The sequence below is a fragment of the Polymorphobacter sp. genome (genome assembly GCF_048007885.1).
Classification (GTDB): Bacteria; Pseudomonadota; Alphaproteobacteria; order Sphingomonadales; family Sphingomonadaceae; genus Sandarakinorhabdus.
Genome location: NZ_CP180346.1, coordinates 2,461,287 through 2,479,916 on the forward strand (window position 1 = coordinate 2,461,287; position 18,630 = coordinate 2,479,916).

Genomic DNA, 18,630 nt, shown 5'->3' on the forward strand with positions numbered 1-18,630 from the left:
GGCTCAGGCCAGCGACAGCAGCGCGTCGGCAACCATGTCGGGGTCGGTCAGCATGCCCATGCGGCCGAAGTCTAGGTCGATGTTGTTCCAGCCTGGCGCGCGCGAAGGCCCCCACATCCGTTCGGAGGACGGCGCAAAAATCTGGCCCATGCAGCGGATCGAGCTGCGCGGCACACCCTCCCAGCCGCCGTTTTCGAGGCGGAGCCGGTCGGTCCAGCCGCGCGCGGGGTGGGGCGTGATGCGGCGGCGCAGCCGGGCCTGGATTTCGGGGTGATCATCAGAAACGAGCATCTGCATCGGATAGCTTTTGAAGAAATCCATCAGATATCCGTCGATGAACTCGGCGCGGCGCTTGGTGAAGCTTGGCAGCTCGCGGCCCTCGGCGTCGGTCTCGATGCCCGACATCCGGTCGCCGGCGGGGATTAGGCCATCGAAAAAGGCGATATGGCGGACCTGAGCCCGGCGCCGGTCGAGCGCGCCGGTGGCCGCGATGCCGGAAAAGCTCTGGGCCACCAGGATGACGTCGGTCATCTCCTCGCAGTCGATGATCGCGGTGATGTCGTTGATATGGGTTTCAAGGCCGACCTCGGGCGAGGCGAGGTGGGCGCGGTCACCCAGACCGGTCAGGCTGGGGGTGTGAACAACATGGCCGCCCGCGCGCAGCCGGGCAGCGACATCGGCCCAGATCCAGCCGCCGAGCCAGGTGCCATGGATGAGGATGAACGGCGGCTTGTCGCCAAGCGGGGCCGCGCGTGCGGCACCGGCAACAGCGGCCATCGGGGCGGCGGCAAGAACGGTTCTTCGGTTGACGGACACGGCTCTGGTCTTTCACTTGCGCGGATGAGGGCCGAAGCTAGGGTGGCGGGATGAACGAGACAAGCCGCATATCGATGAAGGTTGCAGACGGTGTGGAGGCCCCCGCAGTGCGGGCGGCAGCGCCGCGCGGGCTGTGCACCGATTGCGGGGTCTCGCGGCTGAAGGACCCGAGCGCGTGCGGCACGGCGTGCCAGTTCATCAAGCCCGATTATGCCGCGACCGAGACCATGGTGCATGGCCGGGCGCGCGACCCGCAGACGGAGCCGGACGAGCTGTTCTTCGGCCCCTTCAAGGCGATGTGGCGGGCGCGGCTGAAGGCGCCGCTTGCGGGCGCGCAGTGGACCGGCATCACCTCGCGGCTTGGGCAGCGGCTGCTGGAGGAGGGGGCCGTTGATGCGGTGTTGACCATGGCACCCGACCCCGAGGACCGTTGGAAGCCGATGCCGGTGATCGTCACCAAGGCTGAGGGCATGGCGGCGGTCAGGGGCATGCGGATGGGCTATGCGCCGCTGCTCGCCATGTTGGAGCCGGCGCGGGACAAGGGCTACAAGCGGATCGCGGTGATTGGTATCCCCTGCCAGGTGCATGCACTGCGCAAGATCGAGGCCGATTTCGGCTTTGAGCGCATCTATGTGATCGGCACGCCGTGTTCGGACAATACGACGACGGCCAATTTTCACGAGTTTCTGGCGCTGCTGTCAGACCAGCCCGAGACGATTTCCTATCTGGAGTTTCGCGCCGACTACAAGGTGGAGCTGCGCTTTGATGACGGGCGGCGCAAGCTGGTGCCGTTTCTGATGCTGCCGCTGTCTGACCTGCGCACCGATTTCTGGCCGACCACCTGCCGGACCTGTGTGGATTACACCAATGCGCTCGCTGATATCACCGTGGGCTATATGGGCGGCGAGGGGGAGCAGTGGCTGCTGGTCAGGAACGACCGCGGCGCGGAGCTGCTGGCGCTGCTGGAGGGTGAGGTCGAGCTCTCTGAAGTGCGCTCGAAGGGTGACCGGTCCGGGCCGGTGAAGGGCTTCATGGCCAACACGATACTGGCGGCCGGCGGCCTGCCGCTCAGGAAGATGCCGAACTGGCTCAGGCCGATCGTGGGGCGGATCATGCCGCTCGTTGGGCCGAAGGGGCTGGAATTTGGCCGGGCGCGGGTGGAGATGAAGGCGATCGAGAGCGTGCTGTTTTTGCGGCGGCTGCATGGGGCCAGGATGAAGAACATGATCCCGCCGCATGTCTGGCGGCTGGCGGCGCGCTATGGGCTGACGCCCGAAGACGGCGAGACGCGCTAGGCGGCGACCTGAAGCGGTGCGCCCTCAAGCCCGACGAGCTTTGAGGTGAGCGTCCAGAGACGAGCCGAGCGGGGGGCGGATTCGGCCTTGGCGCTCAAGGGCTGGGCGAAGGCCTTGGCGCCGGGCTTCTGCCGGTTGCCCCAGCTCCAATGGACGCCCGAGCGGGTGAAGCCGGGATCCGCGACGACATCGGCCACGCGTTCGCCCGACAGCGGCTGGCTGACATAGCCCTTGGTGATGTTCTTCTGGAACCAGGGAAAGATGCGCTGGAAGGCGCGTGGCGCGTGGCGGAACAGCGGCGTGTCGGCGACGCAGCCGGGGTAGAGGGTGGAGAAGATGATGCCCGTTGTCTTGTGGAAGCGGGCGTGGAGCTCGCGGCTCATCATCATCAGGGCGAGCTTGCTGTCCTTATAGGCCTTGCCGGGCTTGAAGGGCTTGCCGTCGATCATGGCGACGGGGGTCAGGAAGCCGGCTTCAAGGCCTTCGAGATTGCCGAGATCAGCAGGCGCGGGGATGGGGATCTTGCCGCCGAACTCCTCGGAATTGGCGGTGACGGTGCCCAGCGTGACGAGGCGGGGGGCCTTGGCCTTGGCGAGGCCGGGGATGAGCAGGTTGGCGAGCAGGAAGTGGCCGAAATAATTGGTGGCGACCGCCAGCTCATAGCCTTGGGGCGAGCGCAGCGGGGCTTCGAGGCGGGGCATGTAGACAGCCGCATTGAGGACCAGCGCATCGAGCGGGCGGCCGGTGGCGAGAAAGGCGGTGACGAACGCGCGCACCGAGTCGAGATCGCCGAGATCGATGTGCATCAGGCTGTGCTGGCCCTTGGGGATGCCGGTTTCGGTGGCGGCGGCTTCGGCCTTGGCGAGATCGCGGCAGGCCATGATGACATGCCAGCCGCGGTCGGCCAGGGCCTTGGCGGCCCAGAGGCCGACACCGGAGGAGGCGCCGGTGATGATGACGGTCGGGGTGGGTTCGGGGCTGGTCATAGGGGTATTTTTGCCGCAGTCGGGGGCGGTTCGCAACTGTTTGGAGCGGGTGATGTCGGGTTGGCTTCTGGGCGTGATGGGGGGATCGGGGCTGTACGCGCTCGATGGGCTGGCGGACGCGCGGTGGGAACGGGTGGAGACGGCGTTTGGCCGGCCTTCGGACGACATATTGGTGGGGCGGCTGGGCGAGGTGCGGCTGGCGTTTTTGCCGCGCCATGGGCGGGGGCATGTGGTGCCGCCGGGCGAGATCAATGCGCGGGCCAATATCATGGCGCTGAAGATGCTGGGCTGCACCGATGTGCTGTCGGTGTCGGCGGTGGGGTCTTTGCGCGAGGAGATGGCGCCGGGGGATTTTGTGGTGGTGGACCAGTTCATCGACCGGACCAAGGGGCGGCCGGGGAGTTTTTTTGGGGCCGGGCTGGTGGCGCATGTGCCGCTGGCTGACCCGGTTTGTGCGCGGCTGGCTGGGCTGGCAGGCGATGCGGCACGTGGCGCAGGGGCGCGGGTGCATGAGGGGGCGACCTATCTGGCGATGGAGGGGCCGCAGTTTTCGACGCGGGCCGAGAGCCGGTTGTATCGGGCCTGGGGGGCGGATGTGATCGGGATGACGGCGATGCCGGAGGCGCGGTTGGCGCGGGAGGCGGAGCTGCCCTATGCGCTGGTGGGCATGGTGACCGATTATGACAGCTGGCGCGAGGCGGATGATGTGGATGTGGCGGAGATCATCAAGGTGATGGGGGCCAATGGGGCCAAGGCGCGGACCATGGTCAGGGGGCTGGCTGGCGCTTTGCCGGGGGTGCGCGCGGGGGTGGCGATTGATACGGTTTTGGATACGGCGCTGATTACCGCGCCGGAGATGCGGGACGGGGACATGATGCGGACATTGCAGCCGATTTTGGCGCGGGTGCTGGGGTGAGGCGGGCCGTCATTAACGGCGCGTCGGCGCTGGTGTGGGAGGCGGGCAAGGGATTGCCGTGGCTGCATTTTGGCCATGCGACGGGGATGCATGCGGCGCTTTATGCGCGGCTGCTGGACCCGCTTTCGGACCGGTTCAATGTGGTGGCGAGTGATGCGCGGGGGCACGGCGAGACGCCGGCCGGGGGCGACATGGCGTGGGACGTGCTGGGGCGGGACACGCTGGCGTTGATGGAGGTGGTGGCGCCGGGGCAGGCCTTCTGGTTGGCGGGGCATAGCATGGGGGCGACATCGGCTTTGCTGGCGGCCGTGATGGCGCCGGAACGGGTGTTGGGGGTGGTGATGCTCGATCCGCCGTTCATTCCCTTTGATGTGGCGCGGGCGGCGGGGGGGGTGCCGGTGCCCAATCCGCTGGCGGACCAGGCGGAGAAGCGGCGCGCGGTGTTTGCCAGCCGGGACGAGGCGTTGGCGAGCTATGCCGGGCGGGGGGTGTTCCGGCAGTTTTCGGAGGAGGACCTTGCAGCTTATGTGGCGGGCGGGTTTGTGGACGACGGGGATGGGGTGCGGCTGGCCTGTGCGCCGGGGGTGGAGGCGGCGGCCTATCGGGGGGTGCGGCTGGATGTGGAGCAGCAGCTGGCGCGGCTGGTGCGGCCGTTCGTGATGCTGGCGGCCGAGACTGGTTCGACGGTGGGCGAGGCGGAATTTGCCGCCTTTGCCGGGCATCCGCAGTGCGTGCGCGCCGCGCGGGTGCCGGGGACGGGGCATTTTCTGCCGCTGCAGGCGCCGGATGTGGTGCGCGCGGCGATTCGCGGGCTGTGTGTTTGAGGTGTGTTTGCGGGGGTTTGGGGCCTGACCTTCGGGGCGGAAGGTTAGGAAGGTTAGGGCGGCGGCGTTGTTTTTCAGCCGCTTGGGGGTGGATTTTCGGGGCCGGCCCGGGCCGGTTGATGGTGCATTATAACCATTTCGGTTAATTTCGCAAGTCAAAGATTTTGGGTTATGCTGTGCATCCGGGGACGGGGAGTCGCCGTAGATTGGGCATTGGCAACCAGATGGGCCAATCAGATGGGAGTGGACATGATGAGCGAGAAGGACATGAAGGCGGCGGATGCGCCGGAGGTGGTGAGCGATGCGGCGCTGGATGAGGCGGCGGGCGGGATCGGGCTGTTGTTGCCGGCGGTGCAGAAGGTGCGCGAGAGCGGCCCCCGGGTCGTTGGTGATGGCTCGGTGAAGCCGGGGGCGGATGGCTTTGCCGATTATGGGGCGGGCACGACGAGCCTTTGAGGGCTGGCGTGGTTTTTCAAGGGAGAGATGCGATGAGCGAGAAGGACAAGACGCCGGCGGATGCGCCGGAGGTGGTGAGCGATGCGGCGCTGGATGAGGCGGCGGGCGGGATCGGGCTGTTGTTGCCGGCGGTGCAGAAGGTGCGCGAGAGCGGCCCCCGGGTCGTTGGTGATGGCTCGGTGAAGCTGGGCGATGGCTCGGTGAAGCCGGGGGCGGATGGCTTTGCCAGTTATGGGGCGGGCACGACGAGCCTTTGAGGGCCTGAGCCGTCTGGACTCAGGGCCGGCCCAGCGCGTCGGTGAGGGTGTTGGCGCCGCGGGAGCGGAGCAGGGCCAGCGTGCGGCGGTGGAGCCGTGCGGGGTCGAGCGCGCCTTTGGGGATGGCGCGCACCGTTTCGGGGCTGGGGCGGCCGGAGAAGGCGGCTTCGGCGCGGGCCCAGGCGAAGGCGCGGGTGAGATGGCTGCCGTAGCTGTCTGGCACCAGATTGGGGATGTGCGCATGGGGGCCGGGGATGATGGGCTCGGGCGCGAGGCCATACGCTGCTGACAGGCGGGCGGCGAGCACGCTGCTGGCGCCGTCTCCGGTGATGCGGCTGGGGGTGGCGGTGAGCAGGGTGGAGAGCGCTTCGCTGAGGATGGCCAGCGCTTCATCGGGATTTTTGGCCTCGGGCACGCTGAGGCCGTGGCCGGGGAGATCGAGGGTCAGCTGGCCCGGCTCATGGGCGAATTCGGCGGCCGAGCCGGGGGCGTGGAGGTGGACATGGCCCGAGGCGCGGTCCCCCAGCCAGTGGAGCTGGTTCAGGCTATAGCCTTCATCATCAGGCGCGCGGGGCAGCGGCTGGCCGTCTCCGGCGTGGGTCTGGAGCCATGACAGCGCTGCGGCTTCGGCCTCTTCGGGGAGTTTGTGCTTCGCCGTCGCCCAGCCCTGCGGCAGGCGCTCGATGCGGTCGATATGGGCGGTCAGCGGATCGCCGTCATAGCCGGTGATCAGGACGGGCGGGGTGGGCTGGCCGGCCTCCGGCAGGTCGCGCGGGGCTTGCAGCACGGCGGCGTAACCCAGCGCATAGCTGGGGCCGGCGGCCATGACATCCATGACCATGGCGTGATTTTTCAGCGCGTCATCATGCGGGAAGGGCAGGCGGTTGGCGTCCGAGGCGGCATACCAGGGGAAGAACCAGCTTTGTTCGCGGATGCGCGACCAGGTCCAGGTGAGATGTTCCCCGTATGGCATGAAGACGTAAGGCGGGGTGTAGTTGGCGGCAAAGGCCCGGCGCTCCTCATCGGTCCACATGGCATAGCCGCCGGCTGCGATGGTGGAGAAGCGCTGGGGCGCGTGTTTGGCCGCGGTGATGAGGATGATGGCGCCCGAATGAAAGCCGTAAGCCGCGACCTGCGGCAGGCCGATCGCATCGAGGAAGGCGAAGACGGCCTCGGCATAGTCCTTCACGTCGGGGGCGGCATGGGGCAGGGGATCGCTCTCGCCGAAGCCGGGCGTGTCGGGGGCGATGCAGGTGAAGTGCGGCGCCCATTTTTCGATGAGCGGCTCATATTCGGCGGACGAGCGCGGCGACTGGTGGACGAGGAGCAGCGGGCGGCCCTGGCCGGCGCGGCGATAATGGACGCGGCGCGCGCTGCCATCGGGGTTACGCACGTCGATGAAGTGGCGGGTGATGGTCATGCTGTCAGTCATTGGGCAGGTCCGTTCATGCGGCTTCGATGAGCTCGATGATTTCCCCGCTGGGGCCGCGCACGGCGGCCGAGCGGCGGCCGGCGTAGAGCGGGCCGTCGCGGTGCAGGACCGGGCCGAGAAGGGGGGCTGCGACGGCATCGAGGCTTTTGGTGAGGAAGCTGACTATGGCGTTGCCGGGGGGGAGTTCGCCGGGTGCGGTGGGGCGCGGGGTGGCGGCCTCGGGATATTGATCGACTTCGCTGGCCGGGATGCGGCCGGTCTTGGTCATGGTCATGGCGGTGGTGGTCTCTGGGGGCAGACCGAAGCTGTTGTTGATGACGCTGTAGGGGATGACCCAGGTCTCGCCCTGCTCGAAGCCGAGCATCTTGGTGTGGAAGGCGAGGGTTGCTTCCCGGTCCCTCGCTGCGAGCACGGCGATGAACATCTGGTCGACGCTGGCGCGTGTATTGGGCAGGTCGAGATCGGACATTGAGCCGTTCAGCACCTGATTGAGGTAGAGCGTCTCGCCGGCCCGGCCGGTGACCTGGAAGGGGATGAAATTGTCAAAGCCGGGGACCAGCTTGGGCTCCCCGATGACGGTGAAGCCGGAGCCGGGCATTTTTGCGAAGAGGGCATCGCAATCGACGACGCTGTGTTCATAGGCGGCCCAGCCGAAGGTCTTGAGCGGCCTGTAGCCGGGCACGGGCGTGGCGGCGATGAGGCGGGTGACATAGGGGGTGGCGTGGGGCGCGCGGAGCAGGCGGGCGGGGCGGCCGGCCATGGCGGGGGCGGCCCAGCTGGCTGCCTCTTGCGGCGAAATGGGGCTGTCATCGATGACTTCGAGGCCGAGCACGCCGGTGTAATCGGCGAGGCTGGCGGCGAGATCGGGGGTGAGGACGGTGCCGGCGGCGATGCGGCCGGGGGTTTGGAAGGCCTGTGCGGTGACGATATGTGCGGTCATGGGCGGCACCTTGTCCGGACAAATGAAGGGCGGCAAGTTATTTGGGCGGGGTTTGCTCGCCTGCTGGTCTTTCGGGGACGATGAAGGTGCCGGAGACGCGGCCGGTCTGGGCACCCGGTGTGCGGGCATCGAAGCTGGTGGCGCCGCTGGCGAGATTTAGGACGAGGCGCTGGCCGCTGAGCTTGGAGCCCTGCCGGTCGAGATTGACGCGGCCCAGCATGGTGATGAGCCGGGCGGGGACATCATAGATGGCGCTGGTGGCGGTGACGGTTTCGGACGGGCTGACGAGGCGGACATTGCCGCGCGCATCGAGGCGCTGCATGGCGGGATTTTCGCCCTGCCGCGTGTAGAGCACGGTGACACGGTCGGCATTGAGCGTGAGCCGGCCCTGACGGATGACGACATTGCCGATGAGCACGGCCTGGCTGATCTCGTCGCGGATCTCGATTCGGTCGGCGTCGAAATCGATGGGGGCGCCGGTGTCCTGGCCCGCCAGCGCGGAGGGGCGGGATTGGGCCAGAAGCGGGGAGGCCGAGAGCGTGAGGGCGATCAGGAGCGCGCGGATCATGGTGTGGCTCTGCCTGTGCGGCCCTTGATGCGCAAGTGGGCGCGGCCCTCGAGGATGAGGACGCGGCCTTGCAGATCGGCTTCGAGATGATCGGCATTGAAGCGGCCGATGGGGATTTCGCCGGCCACCGCCTCCCGCGAGACGAGGCTGCGGGTGTTCATGTCGATGTCGACGGTGCCGGTTTCGACCGTGTAGCCGGCGGCCGAATCGAGGCGGATGGGGCCGCTGACGCGCAGATTGTCGTCATTGAGGAAATAGGTGCCGGCGGGGGCGGTGACGAGCGCGAGGCCGTCGCGCCCCTCGATGCGGGCCTGGAGGCGGGTGAGCTCGACTTCGGCGACGGCGCTGGTTTTTTGCACGGCCTTTTCGGCTTCGATGAGGAAGGGCTCGCCGCGCGCGGTCTCGCCGCGGTAGCTGGCGCGGTCGACGCGCAGCCGCTCGGTGGCCATTTCGACATTGTCCTTGGCGAGCAGGAAGCTGAACTCCTGCACGCTGGACAGCGGCCAGATGATGATGAGGGCGAGCAGCAGGGCGGCGAGGCTGGGGAGCAGCCATTTCAGCCGGACCATCAGCTTTTCATGGGCGCTGCCGGGGAGCGCGCGGCGCTGGCGCGGCGTCAGAAGTGTGGCGGTGAGGGGGGGCGCGCTCATCGGGGCTCGCTACATATGGGCGAAGATGTCGCTCTCCGCCCAGCCGGCGAGATCGAGGCGGGCGCGGGTGGGGAGGAAGGCGAAGCAGGCGTCGGCGATGGCCGTGCGATTCTCGCGGGCGAGGCGCTGGACGAGGATTTCGTGGGCGCGGTGGAGATAGCGCACATCCGAGGCGGCATAGTCCTTCTGGGCTTCGCTGAGCGTGTCGGCACCCCAGTCCGAGGATTGCTGCTGCTTGGAGACCTCGACGCCGAGAAGCTCGCGCAGCAGGTCCTTGAGGCCATGACGATCGGTGTAGGTGCGGGTGAGCTTGCTGGCGATCTTGGTGCAGAAGACGGGGCCGGCCTCGATGCCGAGATGATGTTCGAGGACCGCCAGATCGAAGCGGGCGAAATGATAGAGCTTGAGGCGCGCGCGGTCTGACAGCAGGGCCTTGAGGCGCGGCGCGCTGTAGTCGACATGGCCGCTGGCATCGGGGGCAAAGCGGACGAGATGCTCATCGCCCTGGCCATCGGAAAGCTGGACGAGGCAGAGCCGGTCGCGGTGGGGGTGGAGGCCCATCGTCTCGGTGTCGACCGCGATCGGGCCGGGGGCGAAGCGGACATCGGCGGGGAGATCGCCTTCATGGAGATGGACTGTCATGGATGCGCGCTTAGCAGGGGCGGGCGCTTTTGGTAAGGCGGTGTGATGGCAGAGGGACTTTTTGACGTGGACGAGGTGGAGGCGCTGATGCGCGCCGCCGCGCGCGCTGGCACGGCGCTGAGCTATTCGGACGCGCTGGGCGCGCTGGGCTTTGCCTTTAGCCGGCCGAAAATGCGGGCGCTGTGCGCCGTGCTCGACCGGGTGGACGAACGGGCGGCGGCGGTGGGCGAGCCGGAACTGGCGGTGCTGGTGGTGCGCGCGTCCGACGGACTGCCGGGGCAAGGCTGGTGGGTGGGGCGGCGCGACTGGAACGGGCTGTTTGAAGGGCCGGATGCGGCGCGGTTTGTGGCCGAGGTGCAGGGGCGGGCGTTTGCCTATTGGCGGGGGCGGTAGTTACGGGCCTCCTGCGGGGGAGAAGGGCCTCCGGCGGCTGGGGCCTTGGGCCCCAGACCCCATTTGTTGGTTTGGGACAAGACTGGAGAGGGGAGCGCCTGCGCGTAGCTCTTTTATTGCCTGCGGCGCTGGGTTTGGGGCGGAGCGAGTCGCTTGGGCCCCGGATCAGGTCCGGGGCGACGGGGAATTTTGGGCTGTGCCACGGATGGGGTCTGGGGGCGTCGCCCCCAGCCGCCGGAGGCAGTGCCTAGATCAGGCCTTGGGCGCGGAGTGAGGTTTCGCCGGTTTGGCCGATGATGATGTGGTCGTGGACGGTGAGGCCGAGGTGGCGGCCGGCTTCGACGATGGTGCGGGTCATGGCGATGTCGTCGCGGGACGGGGTGGGGTCGCCGCTGGGGTGGTTGTGGACGAGGATGACGGCGGCGGCTTGCAGTTCGAGGGCGCGTTTGATGACTTCGCGGGGGTAGACGGGGGCGGCGTTGACGGTGCCTTGGCCGAGGACTTCATCGCGGAGGATCTGGTTTTTGGTGTCGAGGAAGATGACGCGGAATTCTTCTGCGGTGCGGTGGGCCATGGCGCTGTGGAGATAATCGAGGAGCGCTTGCCAGCTGGAGAGGACGGGGCGGTTTTCTAGCGCGCGGCGCTGGGCGCGGAGCTGGACGGCCTGGACGAACTTGATGGCGGCGGCGGCGGATGCGCCGAGGCCGGGGACGCGCTGGAGCTCCTTGGGGTCGGCGGCGAGCAGGGCGGCGAGGCTGCCGAATTCGGCGAGGAGGTCTTTGGCGAGGCCCTTGGTGTCGCGGCGGGGGATGGCGAGGGCCAGGAGATATTCGAGCAGCTCGTAATCGTGGAAGGCATCGCCGCTGCCGTCCATCAGGCGCTGGCGGAGGCGTTCGCGATGGCCGGTCGGGTCCGCTGATGCGTCCATGTCAGGGGAGGGGGGAGCGGGTGAAGACTTCGCAGCCGGTTTCGGTGATGCCGATGGAATGTTCCCATTGGGCGGAGAGCGAGCGGTCGCGGGTGACGGCGGTCCAGCCGTCTTCGAGGATCTTCACATCGGGTTTGCCGGCGTTGATCATGGGTTCGATGGTGAAGATCATGCCGGGCTTGAGGGTGAGGCCGCGGCCGGGCTTGCCGTAGTGGACGACATTGGGGGCGTCGTGGAAGACCTGGCCGAGGCCGTGGCCGCAGAAATCGCGGACGACGGTGTAGCGGTTGGCTTCGGCGTGGGACTGGATGACATGGCCGATGTCGCCCAGGGTGGCGCCGGGCTTGGCGACGGCGATGGCGCGCTCGAGACATTCGAGGGTGACATCGACGAGGCGGCGGGCCTTCAGCGGCACGTTGCCGACGCAGAACATGCGGCTGGTGTCGCCGTACCAGCCGTCGACGACGACGGTGACGTCGATGTTGGTGATGTCGCCGTCCTTGAGGCGCTTGGCGGCAGACGGGATGCCGTGGCAGACGACGTGATTGGGGCTGATGCACAGGCTGTGCGAATAGCCGCGGTAGAAGACGGTGGCGGATGCAGCACCATGGTTGCGGACGAATTCCCAGGCCATCTGGTCGAGATCGAGGGTGGAGACGCCGGGGACGACGTGCGGCGTGAGCATGTCGAGCACTTCTGCGGCGAGGCGGCCGGCGCGGCGCATGCCTTCAAAGCCGGCTTCGCCGTGGAGGCGGATGCGGCCTTCGGGGGTGTCGATGAGGGTGGCGGTCTGGTCCATGGGCCTGAGATAGGACTTTGCGCGCCTGTCGGCAATCGGGGGCGGCGATTGGCGCTTTGCGCGGGTGTGGCGGCTCGGCTAGAGGATGCGCATGAGCGATGCGATGCATGATGAGGGCCGGATCTGGACGGCGGGGCTGGTGATCATCGGCGACGAGATCTTGTCGGGGCGGACGCAGGACGCCAACCTTGGCTATCTGGCGCGCTGGCTGGGGGTGCAGGGGATCCGGCTGAAGGAAGTGCGGGTGGTGGCCGATGACATGGCCGCCATCGGGGCGGCGGTGACGGCGCTTTCGGGGGCGCATGATTACCTCTTCACCACCGGCGGCATCGGGCCGACGCATGATGACATTACCGTGGACGCGATTGCGGCGGCGCTGGGGCTGGAGGTGGTGGTGCACCCCGAGGCGCGGGCGATTTTGGCGGATCATTACGGCGACAAGCTGAATGACGCGCGGCTGCGCATGGCGCGGACGCCGGAAGGGGCGAGCCTGATTCACAATCCGCGCACCAAGGCGCCGGGCATCAGGATCGGCAATATCTTCATCATGGCCGGGGTGCCGATGATCACCCAGGGGATGCTGGCGGCGCTGGATGGGCAGCTGGAGGGTGGGCTGCCGGTGCTGAGCCGCACCGTGGGGGCGTGGACGCAGGAGAGTGCGGCGGCTGATACGCTGGTGGCGGTGGAGACGGCGCATCCGGGCGTGCAGATCGGCAGCTATCCCTTTTGGCGGGAGGGCAAGACCGGGGCGAATTTCGTGTTGCGGTCGACCAGCGCGGCGCAGCTTGAGACGGTGGTGGGCGCGCTGATGGCGGCGCTGGCTGCGGCGGGGATTGCGGCTGTGGACGGCGAGATCTGATGCTGCGGGCGCTGCTCGTGGCTTTGGTGGGCGCGGCGTTTTTGCTGCTGTCGGTGGCCAACTGGTCTCTGGTGCCGTTTTTGCTGCCGGATGGGCAGGCCGTGCAGGTGCCGCTGCCGCTGATCATTGCGGCGGCCTTTCTGGCGGGCTGGCTGCCGACCTGGCTTTCGGCGCTGGCGGCCCGCGCGATGATGAAGCGCAAGCTGGAGCGGGTGGAGCGGCTGCTGATCGAGGCGCAGGCGCGTGCGCAGGCGGGGCCGCCGCCTGCGCCTGCTCCGCCGACCCCGCCGGTGGAGGGCTGAGCGGGTGGGCAATCCGGTCTATCTGGCGGTGGACACGACCGATGTGGCGGCGGCTTCCGCGCTGGTGGCGGCCTGTGCGCCGCATATCGGCGGGGTGAAGCTGGGGCTGGAGTTTTTCTGCGCGAACGGCGCGGCGGGTGTCGCGGCGGTGATGGCTGGGACCGGCCTGCCGCTGTTTCTCGATTTGAAGCTGCATGACATCCCCAATACCGTGGGCAGTGCGGTGGCGGCGCTGGCGCCGCTGGCGCCGTCGATTCTGACCATTCACGCCGCAGGCGGCACGGCGATGGCGAAGGCGGCGCGGGCGGCGGCGCCTGAGGCGACGCAAATCGTCGCGGTGACGGTGCTGACCAGCCTTGATGATGCTGACCTTGTGGCCGCTGGCGTGGCTGACGGGGCGGGCGCGCAGGTGGCGCGGCTGGCGGGTGTGGCGCGCGCGGGCGGGCTTCAGGGGGTGGTGGCCTCGGCGCATGAGGCAGCGGCCGTGCGGGCGATGTGGCCGGACGCGCTGATCGTGGTGCCGGGCGTGCGGCCGGCGGGTGCGGACATGGGGGACCAGAAGCGGGTGATGACGCCTGCTGCGGCATTGGCGGCGGGTGCGTCAGTGTTGGTGATCGGGCGGCCGATCACGGCGGCCGTGTCGCCAGCCGATGCTGCAGCAGAAATTGCAGCAAGCCTATGACAGATTTCAAGATTTGTGGGCTGACGACGCCCGGGACGGTGGATGCGGCGCAGGCTGTCGGCAGCTTTGCGCTGGGCTTCAACTTCTTTCCGCCGTCCCCTCGCTTTCTGCCGCTTGACCGGGCGGCGGCGCTGATTGGCCGGGTGCGGGCCGGCGTGAGGCGGGTGGCGGTGTTGGTCGATCCTGATGATGCGCTGATCGATGCGGTGACCTCGGCCGGCATCGACACGTTGCAGCTGCATGGGCGCGAGGATGCGGCGCGCGTGGCGGCGGTGGCGGCGCGGACGGGCTTGCCGGTGTGGAAGGCGGCAGGCGTGTCGACCCGCGACGAGATCAGGGCGGCGGTGGCGGCGGCGGGACCGGCGGAATGGTTGCTCCTCGATGCCAAAGCGCCTAGGGACGCCAGCTTGCCCGGCGGCAATGGGCTGGCCTTTGACTGGCGGCTGCTTTCGGGCATGACCATTGGCCGGCCCTGGGGGCTGGGCGGTGGTCTTTCGCCGGCCAATGTGGGCGCGGCGATTGGCGCGGCCAGCGGCCTTTCGGGCTTTGGCTTTGTCGATGTGTCGAGCGGTGTGGAAGAAGCTGTGGGTGTGAAGTCGGTGAGCTTGATCGAGGAGTTTGCGAAGGTGGTGCGGGCATGAACGTGATTACGCCGTCGCTGCGCAGCGGGCCGGATGCGAACGGGCATTTCGGCGAATTTGGCGGGCGCTATGTGGCCGAGACGCTGATGCCGCTGATCCTCGAACTGGAGGCGGCCTATACGGCGGCCAAGGCGGACGAGGGCTTTCGCGCCGAGTTTGACGATCTGCTCGAACATTATGTCGGCCGGCCGAGCCCGATGTATTTTGCCGAGCGGCTGACCGCGCATCTGGGTGGGGCCAAGATCTATCTGAAGCGCGATGAGCTGAACCATACGGGCGCGCACAAGATCAACAATTGCATCGGGCAGATCTTGCTGGCGCGGCGGATGGGCAAGACGCGGATCATTGCCGAGACGGGCGCGGGCCAGCATGGGGTGGCGACCGCGACGGTGGCCGCGCGCTTTGGTCTGCCCTGCACCATCTATATGGGCGCGCGCGACATTGCGCGCCAGGCGCCCAATGTGTTTCGCATGAAGCTGCTGGGCGCCGAGGTGCGCAGCGTCGAGAGCGGCTCGAAGACGTTGAAGGATGCGATGAACGAGGCGCTGCGCGACTGGGTGACCAATGTGCACGATACTTTTTACATCATCGGGACCGCAGCGGGGCCGCACCCTTACCCGGAGATGGTGCGCGATTTTCAGAGCGTGATCGGCACCGAGGCGCGCGCGCAGATGCTGGCGCGCGAGGGGCGGCTGCCGGACATGCTGGTGGCGGCGATTGGCGGCGGATCGAACGCGATCGGGCTGTTTCATCCGTTTCTGGATGATGCGGACGTGAAGATGGTGGGCGTCGAGGCGTCGGGGCATGGGCTTTCGTCAGGCGCGCACGCTGCGTCTTTGGCGGGCGGGCGGCCCGGCGTCTTGCACGGCAACAAGACGATGCTGCTGCAGGACGAGGATGGGCAGATCACCGAGGCGCATTCGATTTCGGCGGGGCTGGATTATCCGGGCATCGGGCCGGAACACGCCTGGCTGCATGCCATTGGCCGGGTGGAATATCAGTCTGCGACCGATGATGAGGCGCTGGCGGCGTTCAAGATGCTGTGTGCTGTGGAGGGGATCATCCCCGCCCTTGAGCCGAGCCATGCGCTGGCGGCGATTGCGCGGATGGCGCCCGGGATGGGCGCGGACCAGATCATTCTCGCCAATTTGTGCGGGCGCGGGGACAAGGATATTTTCACCGTGGCCGAAGCGCTGGGGGTGGAGCTGTGATGGACCGGCTGGCGACGCGCTTTGCGGCGTGCCGCGCTGAGGGGCGCGCGGCGCTGGTGACCTTTGTGACGGCGGGCGATCCGGACCTGGAGACCTCGGCGGCGATATTGGCGGCGCTGCCGGGCGCGGGCGCGGACATCATCGAGATCGGCATGCCCTTTACCGACCCGATGGCCGATGGGCCGGCGATTCAGGCGGGCAATTTGCGCAGCCTGTCGCATGGCACGCGGCTGCGCGATGTGCTGGCGATGGTGCGGGCGTTTCGGGCCGGCGATGCGACCACGCCGCTGGTGCTGATGGGCTATTACAACCCGATTCTTGCCTATGGGCCGGAGCGGTTTGCGCGCGAGGCGGCGGCGGCGGGGCTGGACGGGACGATCGTGGTCGATCTGCCGCCCGAGGAGGCGGACGAGCTGTTGCCGCATCTGGAGGCGGCCGGGCTGCACCTGGTGCGGCTTGCCACGCCGACGACCGATGCGGCGCGGCTGCCGAAGGTTTTGGGCGGGGCGTCGGGCTTTCTTTATTATGTGGCGGTGGCGGGCGTGACCGGGGCCAATGCGGCGAGCGCGGACGAGATTGGCGCGGCGGTGACGCGGCTCAGGGCCGCGACCGACTTGCCGATTGCGGTGGGCTTTGGCGTGCGCACGCCGGAGCAGGCAGCGGCCGTGGCGCGGCACAGCGATGCGGTGGTGGTCGGCTCGGCGATTGTCGATGCGATCGGCGCGGCGGCGGAGGCGCGGGCCAATGACATTCCGGCGCGGGTGGCGGCGCAGGTTGGCGCGCTGGCGGCGGCGGTGAGGGATGCGCGGGTGATGAGTGGGGAGATGCAGGCATGAGCTGGCTGACACGCACGCGGCAGCGGATGACGGACTTCATCAGCCGCCGCGACACGCCGGACAATCTGTGGACCAAGTGCGGCAATTGCGGCGCGATGGTCTATACCAAGGAATGGGACGAGAATGACGCGGTCTGCCCGCGCTGCGACCATCATGAGCGGATCGGGCCGAAGCAGCGCTTTGCGCTGGTGTTTGACGGCGAATGGACGGTGATCCCGAGCCCGAAGGTGGTGGAGGACCCGCTGAGGTTCAAGGACCAGAAGCGCTATACCGAGCGGCTGAAGGCGGCGCGGGCCAAGACCGGCGAGAGCGAGGCGATGACGCTGGCGCGCGGTGAGATCGGCGGGCGCACGGCGGTGGTGGCGGTGCAGAATTTTGCCTTCATGGGCGGCTCGATGGGGCTGGGCGTGGGCGAGGCCTTTCTGGCCGGCATTGATGCGGCCATTGAGGCGGATGCGCCCTTTGTGGTGTTTACCGCCGCTGGCGGGGCGCGGATGCAGGAGGGCATTTTGAGCCTGATGCAGATGCCGCGCACGACGGTGGGGATTGCCGCCCTGCACGAGGCGGGGCTGCCCTATATCGTGGTGCTGACCGACCCGACGACGGGCGGGGTGACGGCGAGCTATGCGATGCTGGGCGATGTGCAGATTGCCGAGCCGGGCGCGCTGATCGGCTTTGCCGGGCAGCGGGTGATTGAGCAGACGATTCGGGAGAAGCTGCCGGAGGGCTTTCAGCGGGCGGAATATCTGCTGGAACATGGGATGCTCGACATGGTGGTGCACCGCGCCGAGCTGAAGGAGACGCTGGCGCGGCTGATCGAGCTGTTGACGGCGCGGCGGCGGGCGGCTGCCTGAGCATGAGCGGCAGCGCAGGCGGCGTGAGCGGGCCGACGATGCCGCGGGCGCGCAGCGATGACGCCGTGCTCGATGCGCTGCTGGCAGCGGCCTATGCGTTGCACCCGCGCGAGATCGACCTGACGCTCGACCGGCTGGTGCGGCTGCTGGGGCGGCTGGGCAACCCGCATCAGAAGCTGCCGCCGGTGTTTCATGTGGCGGGCACCAATGGCAAGGGCTCGACGGTGGCCTTTGTGCGCGCCGGGCTGGAGGCGGCGGGGCTGCGGGTGCACTGCTATACCTCGCCGCATCTGGTGCGCTTCAACGAGCGGATCAGGCTGGCGGGGGCGCTGATTGAGGATGAGGCGCTGGCCGAGCTGTTGCGCGAGGTGCTGGCGAAGGGCGGGGGGCAGCCGATCACCTTTTTCGAGCTGACGACGGCGGTGGCGCTGCTGGCGTTTTCGCGCGTGCCGGCGGATGCCTGCGTGATCGAGGTGGGCATGGGCGGGCGGATGGACGCGACCAATGTGATTCAGCAGCCGCTGGTGACCGGGATTGCGGCGCTGGGGCTCGACCATCAGCAATTTCTGGGGAACACGATTCTGGCGATTGCCGGGGAGAAGGCGGGGATTGCCAAGAAGGGGGTGCCGCTGGTGACGGCGCGCTATCCGCGCACGGTGGCGGCGCGGATTGCCGAGGTGGCGGGGGTGGCGGGGGCGAAGCTGCTGATGCGCGGCGATGACTGGGACGCGGCCGGCTATGAGGGGCAATTGCATTACCGCGACGGGGCCGGGCGGCTGACGCTGCCGCTGCCGCGGCTGGCGGGCGGGCATCAGATCGACAATGCGGGCCTCGCGATTGCCATGCTGCGGGCGCAGGACCGGCTGGCGGTACCCGACGGGGCGCTGCGGGCGGCGATGGGCTGGGCGGAATGGCCGGCGCGGCTGCAGCGGATTTCGGCGGGGCCGCTGTTTGAGTTGTTGCCCGAAGGCTCGGAGCTGTGGCTGGACGGGGCGCATAATCCCTCGGCCGGGCGGGCGCTGTCGAGCGCGGTGCTGGCATGCAAGCCGCCGCTGCCGCTGCTGCTGGTGTGCGGCATGTTGGGATCGAAGGACCATGACGGGTTTTTGAAGTGTTTTCCGGCTGGCACGCGGCTGATTGCGGTGCCGGTGGAGGGGCATGCCGGGCTGAGTCCGTTTGAGCTGGCGGCGAAGGCGGCGGCGGCGGGGCTGGAGCCGGTGACGGCGGACACGCTGGGCGAGGCGCTGGCGCGGCTGGGGCAGCCGGCGCGGGTGCTGGTCTGTGGCTCGCTGCATCTGGCGGGGAGCTTTTTGAAGGAAAACGGGCCGCTGCCGGTTTGATTG

23 protein-coding genes are annotated in these 18,630 nt (G+C 68.3%); 14 read left to right on the forward strand and 9 right to left on the reverse strand.

Annotation, left to right across the window (positions count from 1 at the left end):
* Positions 1-3 precede the first annotated feature (3 nt).
* On the reverse strand, positions 4-816 hold the full coding sequence (locus ACMVO5_RS11855; protein ID WP_416907702.1) for an alpha/beta fold hydrolase: 813 nt from the start codon (positions 814-816) through the stop codon (positions 4-6).
* 50 nt (positions 817-866) lie between these two features.
* On the opposite strand from ACMVO5_RS11855, the gene ACMVO5_RS11860 reads away from it, so the two are divergent.
* A complete protein-coding gene (locus ACMVO5_RS11860; RefSeq protein WP_416907703.1) occupies positions 867-2,111 on the forward strand; it encodes a Coenzyme F420 hydrogenase/dehydrogenase, beta subunit C-terminal domain in 1,245 nt (414 codons plus the stop codon).
* On the opposite strand, the gene ACMVO5_RS11865 is transcribed toward ACMVO5_RS11860, so the two are convergent.
* On the reverse strand, positions 2,108-3,097 hold the full coding sequence (locus ACMVO5_RS11865) for a protochlorophyllide reductase (RefSeq protein WP_416907704.1): 990 nt from the start codon (positions 3,095-3,097) through the stop codon (positions 2,108-2,110). The genes ACMVO5_RS11860 and ACMVO5_RS11865 overlap by 4 nt on opposite strands.
* Before the next feature lie 52 nt (positions 3,098-3,149).
* Between ACMVO5_RS11865 and mtnP the strand changes: the two genes are divergently transcribed.
* The 4 genes from mtnP (at position 3,150) to ACMVO5_RS11885 (ending at position 5,550) form a co-directional block, all read left to right on the forward strand.
* On the forward strand, positions 3,150-4,013 hold the full coding sequence (mtnP, locus tag ACMVO5_RS11870) for an S-methyl-5'-thioadenosine phosphorylase (protein ID WP_416907705.1): 864 nt from the start codon (positions 3,150-3,152) through the stop codon (positions 4,011-4,013).
* The gene (locus ACMVO5_RS11875) at positions 4,010-4,837 is read left to right on the forward strand and encodes an alpha/beta fold hydrolase (protein WP_416907706.1); all 828 of its coding nucleotides are present in this window, start codon (positions 4,010-4,012) and stop codon (positions 4,835-4,837) included. Before mtnP ends, ACMVO5_RS11875 begins: the two co-directional genes overlap by 4 nt.
* A gap of 249 nt (positions 4,838-5,086) precedes the next feature.
* On the forward strand, positions 5,087-5,293 hold the full coding sequence (locus tag ACMVO5_RS11880) for a hypothetical protein (RefSeq protein WP_416907707.1): 207 nt from the start codon (positions 5,087-5,089) through the stop codon (positions 5,291-5,293).
* A gap of 32 nt (positions 5,294-5,325) precedes the next feature.
* Complete coding sequence (locus ACMVO5_RS11885) at positions 5,326-5,550, forward strand: hypothetical protein (RefSeq protein ID WP_416907708.1); 225 nt, start codon at positions 5,326-5,328, stop codon at positions 5,548-5,550.
* Positions 5,551-5,569: 19 nt separating this feature from the next.
* Here the strand turns inward: ACMVO5_RS11885 and ACMVO5_RS11890 are convergent, their stop codons facing one another.
* Genes ACMVO5_RS11890 through ACMVO5_RS11910 form a run of 5 tightly spaced genes read right to left on the reverse strand, consistent with a single transcriptional unit; the run spans position 5,570 to position 9,782 of the window.
* A complete protein-coding gene (locus ACMVO5_RS11890) occupies positions 5,570-6,982 on the reverse strand; it encodes an alpha/beta fold hydrolase (protein ID WP_416907709.1) in 1,413 nt (470 codons plus the stop codon).
* A 13-nt stretch (positions 6,983-6,995) separates the two neighbouring features.
* Positions 6,996-7,922 carry a VOC family protein gene (locus tag ACMVO5_RS11895; protein ID WP_416907710.1) on the reverse strand — a complete coding sequence of 309 codons (927 nt, stop codon included), beginning with the start codon at positions 7,920-7,922 and terminating at the stop codon, positions 6,996-6,998.
* Between the two features lie 37 nt (positions 7,923-7,959).
* Complete coding sequence (locus ACMVO5_RS11900; protein ID WP_416907711.1) at positions 7,960-8,490, reverse strand: LptA/OstA family protein; 531 nt, start codon at positions 8,488-8,490, stop codon at positions 7,960-7,962.
* Complete coding sequence (locus tag ACMVO5_RS11905) at positions 8,487-9,140, reverse strand: LPS export ABC transporter periplasmic protein LptC (RefSeq protein WP_416907712.1); 654 nt, start codon at positions 9,138-9,140, stop codon at positions 8,487-8,489. Before ACMVO5_RS11905 ends, ACMVO5_RS11900 begins: the two co-directional genes overlap by 4 nt.
* A 9-nt stretch (positions 9,141-9,149) precedes the next feature.
* Entirely contained in the window at positions 9,150-9,782 is a 633-nt protein-coding gene (locus ACMVO5_RS11910; protein ID WP_416907713.1) for a ribonuclease D, read from the reverse strand.
* 45 nt (positions 9,783-9,827) lie between these two features.
* Between ACMVO5_RS11910 and ACMVO5_RS11915 the strand changes: the two genes are divergently transcribed.
* On the forward strand, positions 9,828-10,175 hold the full coding sequence (locus ACMVO5_RS11915) for a ribose-phosphate pyrophosphokinase (protein ID WP_416907714.1): 348 nt from the start codon (positions 9,828-9,830) through the stop codon (positions 10,173-10,175).
* A 247-nt stretch (positions 10,176-10,422) separates the two neighbouring features.
* Here ACMVO5_RS11915 and radC read toward each other — a convergent pair whose 3' ends face one another.
* Both radC and map read right to left on the reverse strand, forming a co-directional pair.
* On the reverse strand, positions 10,423-11,103 hold the full coding sequence (gene radC, locus ACMVO5_RS11920; protein ID WP_416907715.1) for a RadC family protein: 681 nt from the start codon (positions 11,101-11,103) through the stop codon (positions 10,423-10,425).
* A gap of 1 nt (position 11,104) precedes the next feature.
* Complete coding sequence (gene map / locus ACMVO5_RS11925) at positions 11,105-11,902, reverse strand: type I methionyl aminopeptidase (protein WP_416907716.1); 798 nt, start codon at positions 11,900-11,902, stop codon at positions 11,105-11,107.
* 103 nt (positions 11,903-12,005) lie between these two features.
* On the opposite strand from map, the gene ACMVO5_RS11930 reads away from it, so the two are divergent.
* From ACMVO5_RS11930 to ACMVO5_RS11965, 8 genes are read left to right on the forward strand one after another with little or no spacing between them, the layout of a single operon-like run.
* Positions 12,006-12,761 (forward strand): competence/damage-inducible protein A, encoded by a 756-nt coding sequence (locus ACMVO5_RS11930; RefSeq protein ID WP_416909373.1) that lies wholly within the window; start codon positions 12,006-12,008, stop codon positions 12,759-12,761.
* The gene (locus ACMVO5_RS11935; RefSeq protein WP_416907717.1) at positions 12,761-13,063 is read left to right on the forward strand and encodes a hypothetical protein; all 303 of its coding nucleotides are present in this window, start codon (positions 12,761-12,763) and stop codon (positions 13,061-13,063) included. The genes ACMVO5_RS11930 and ACMVO5_RS11935 overlap by 1 nt, the downstream gene beginning before the upstream one ends.
* Before the next feature lie 4 nt (positions 13,064-13,067).
* Positions 13,068-13,745 (forward strand): orotidine-5'-phosphate decarboxylase, encoded by a 678-nt coding sequence (gene pyrF / locus ACMVO5_RS11940; protein ID WP_416907718.1) that lies wholly within the window; start codon positions 13,068-13,070, stop codon positions 13,743-13,745.
* On the forward strand, positions 13,742-14,386 hold the full coding sequence (locus ACMVO5_RS11945; RefSeq protein WP_416907719.1) for a phosphoribosylanthranilate isomerase: 645 nt from the start codon (positions 13,742-13,744) through the stop codon (positions 14,384-14,386). The genes pyrF and ACMVO5_RS11945 overlap by 4 nt, the downstream gene beginning before the upstream one ends.
* Positions 14,383-15,597: a tryptophan synthase subunit beta gene (trpB, locus tag ACMVO5_RS11950; protein WP_416907720.1), complete on the forward strand. Its 1,215-nt coding sequence runs from the start codon at positions 14,383-14,385 to the stop codon at positions 15,595-15,597. The genes ACMVO5_RS11945 and trpB overlap by 4 nt, the downstream gene beginning before the upstream one ends.
* Positions 15,597-16,433, forward strand: coding sequence for a tryptophan synthase subunit alpha (trpA, locus tag ACMVO5_RS11955; RefSeq protein ID WP_416907721.1), 837 nt, complete (start codon positions 15,597-15,599; stop codon positions 16,431-16,433). The genes trpB and trpA overlap by 1 nt, the downstream gene beginning before the upstream one ends.
* Positions 16,430-17,287, forward strand: coding sequence for an acetyl-CoA carboxylase, carboxyltransferase subunit beta (accD, locus tag ACMVO5_RS11960; protein WP_416907722.1), 858 nt, complete (start codon positions 16,430-16,432; stop codon positions 17,285-17,287). The genes trpA and accD overlap by 4 nt, the downstream gene beginning before the upstream one ends.
* A gap of 2 nt (positions 17,288-17,289) precedes the next feature.
* The gene (locus tag ACMVO5_RS11965; protein WP_416907723.1) at positions 17,290-18,627 is read left to right on the forward strand and encodes a bifunctional folylpolyglutamate synthase/dihydrofolate synthase; all 1,338 of its coding nucleotides are present in this window, start codon (positions 17,290-17,292) and stop codon (positions 18,625-18,627) included.
* The last annotated feature ends 3 nt before the right edge of the window (positions 18,628-18,630 follow it).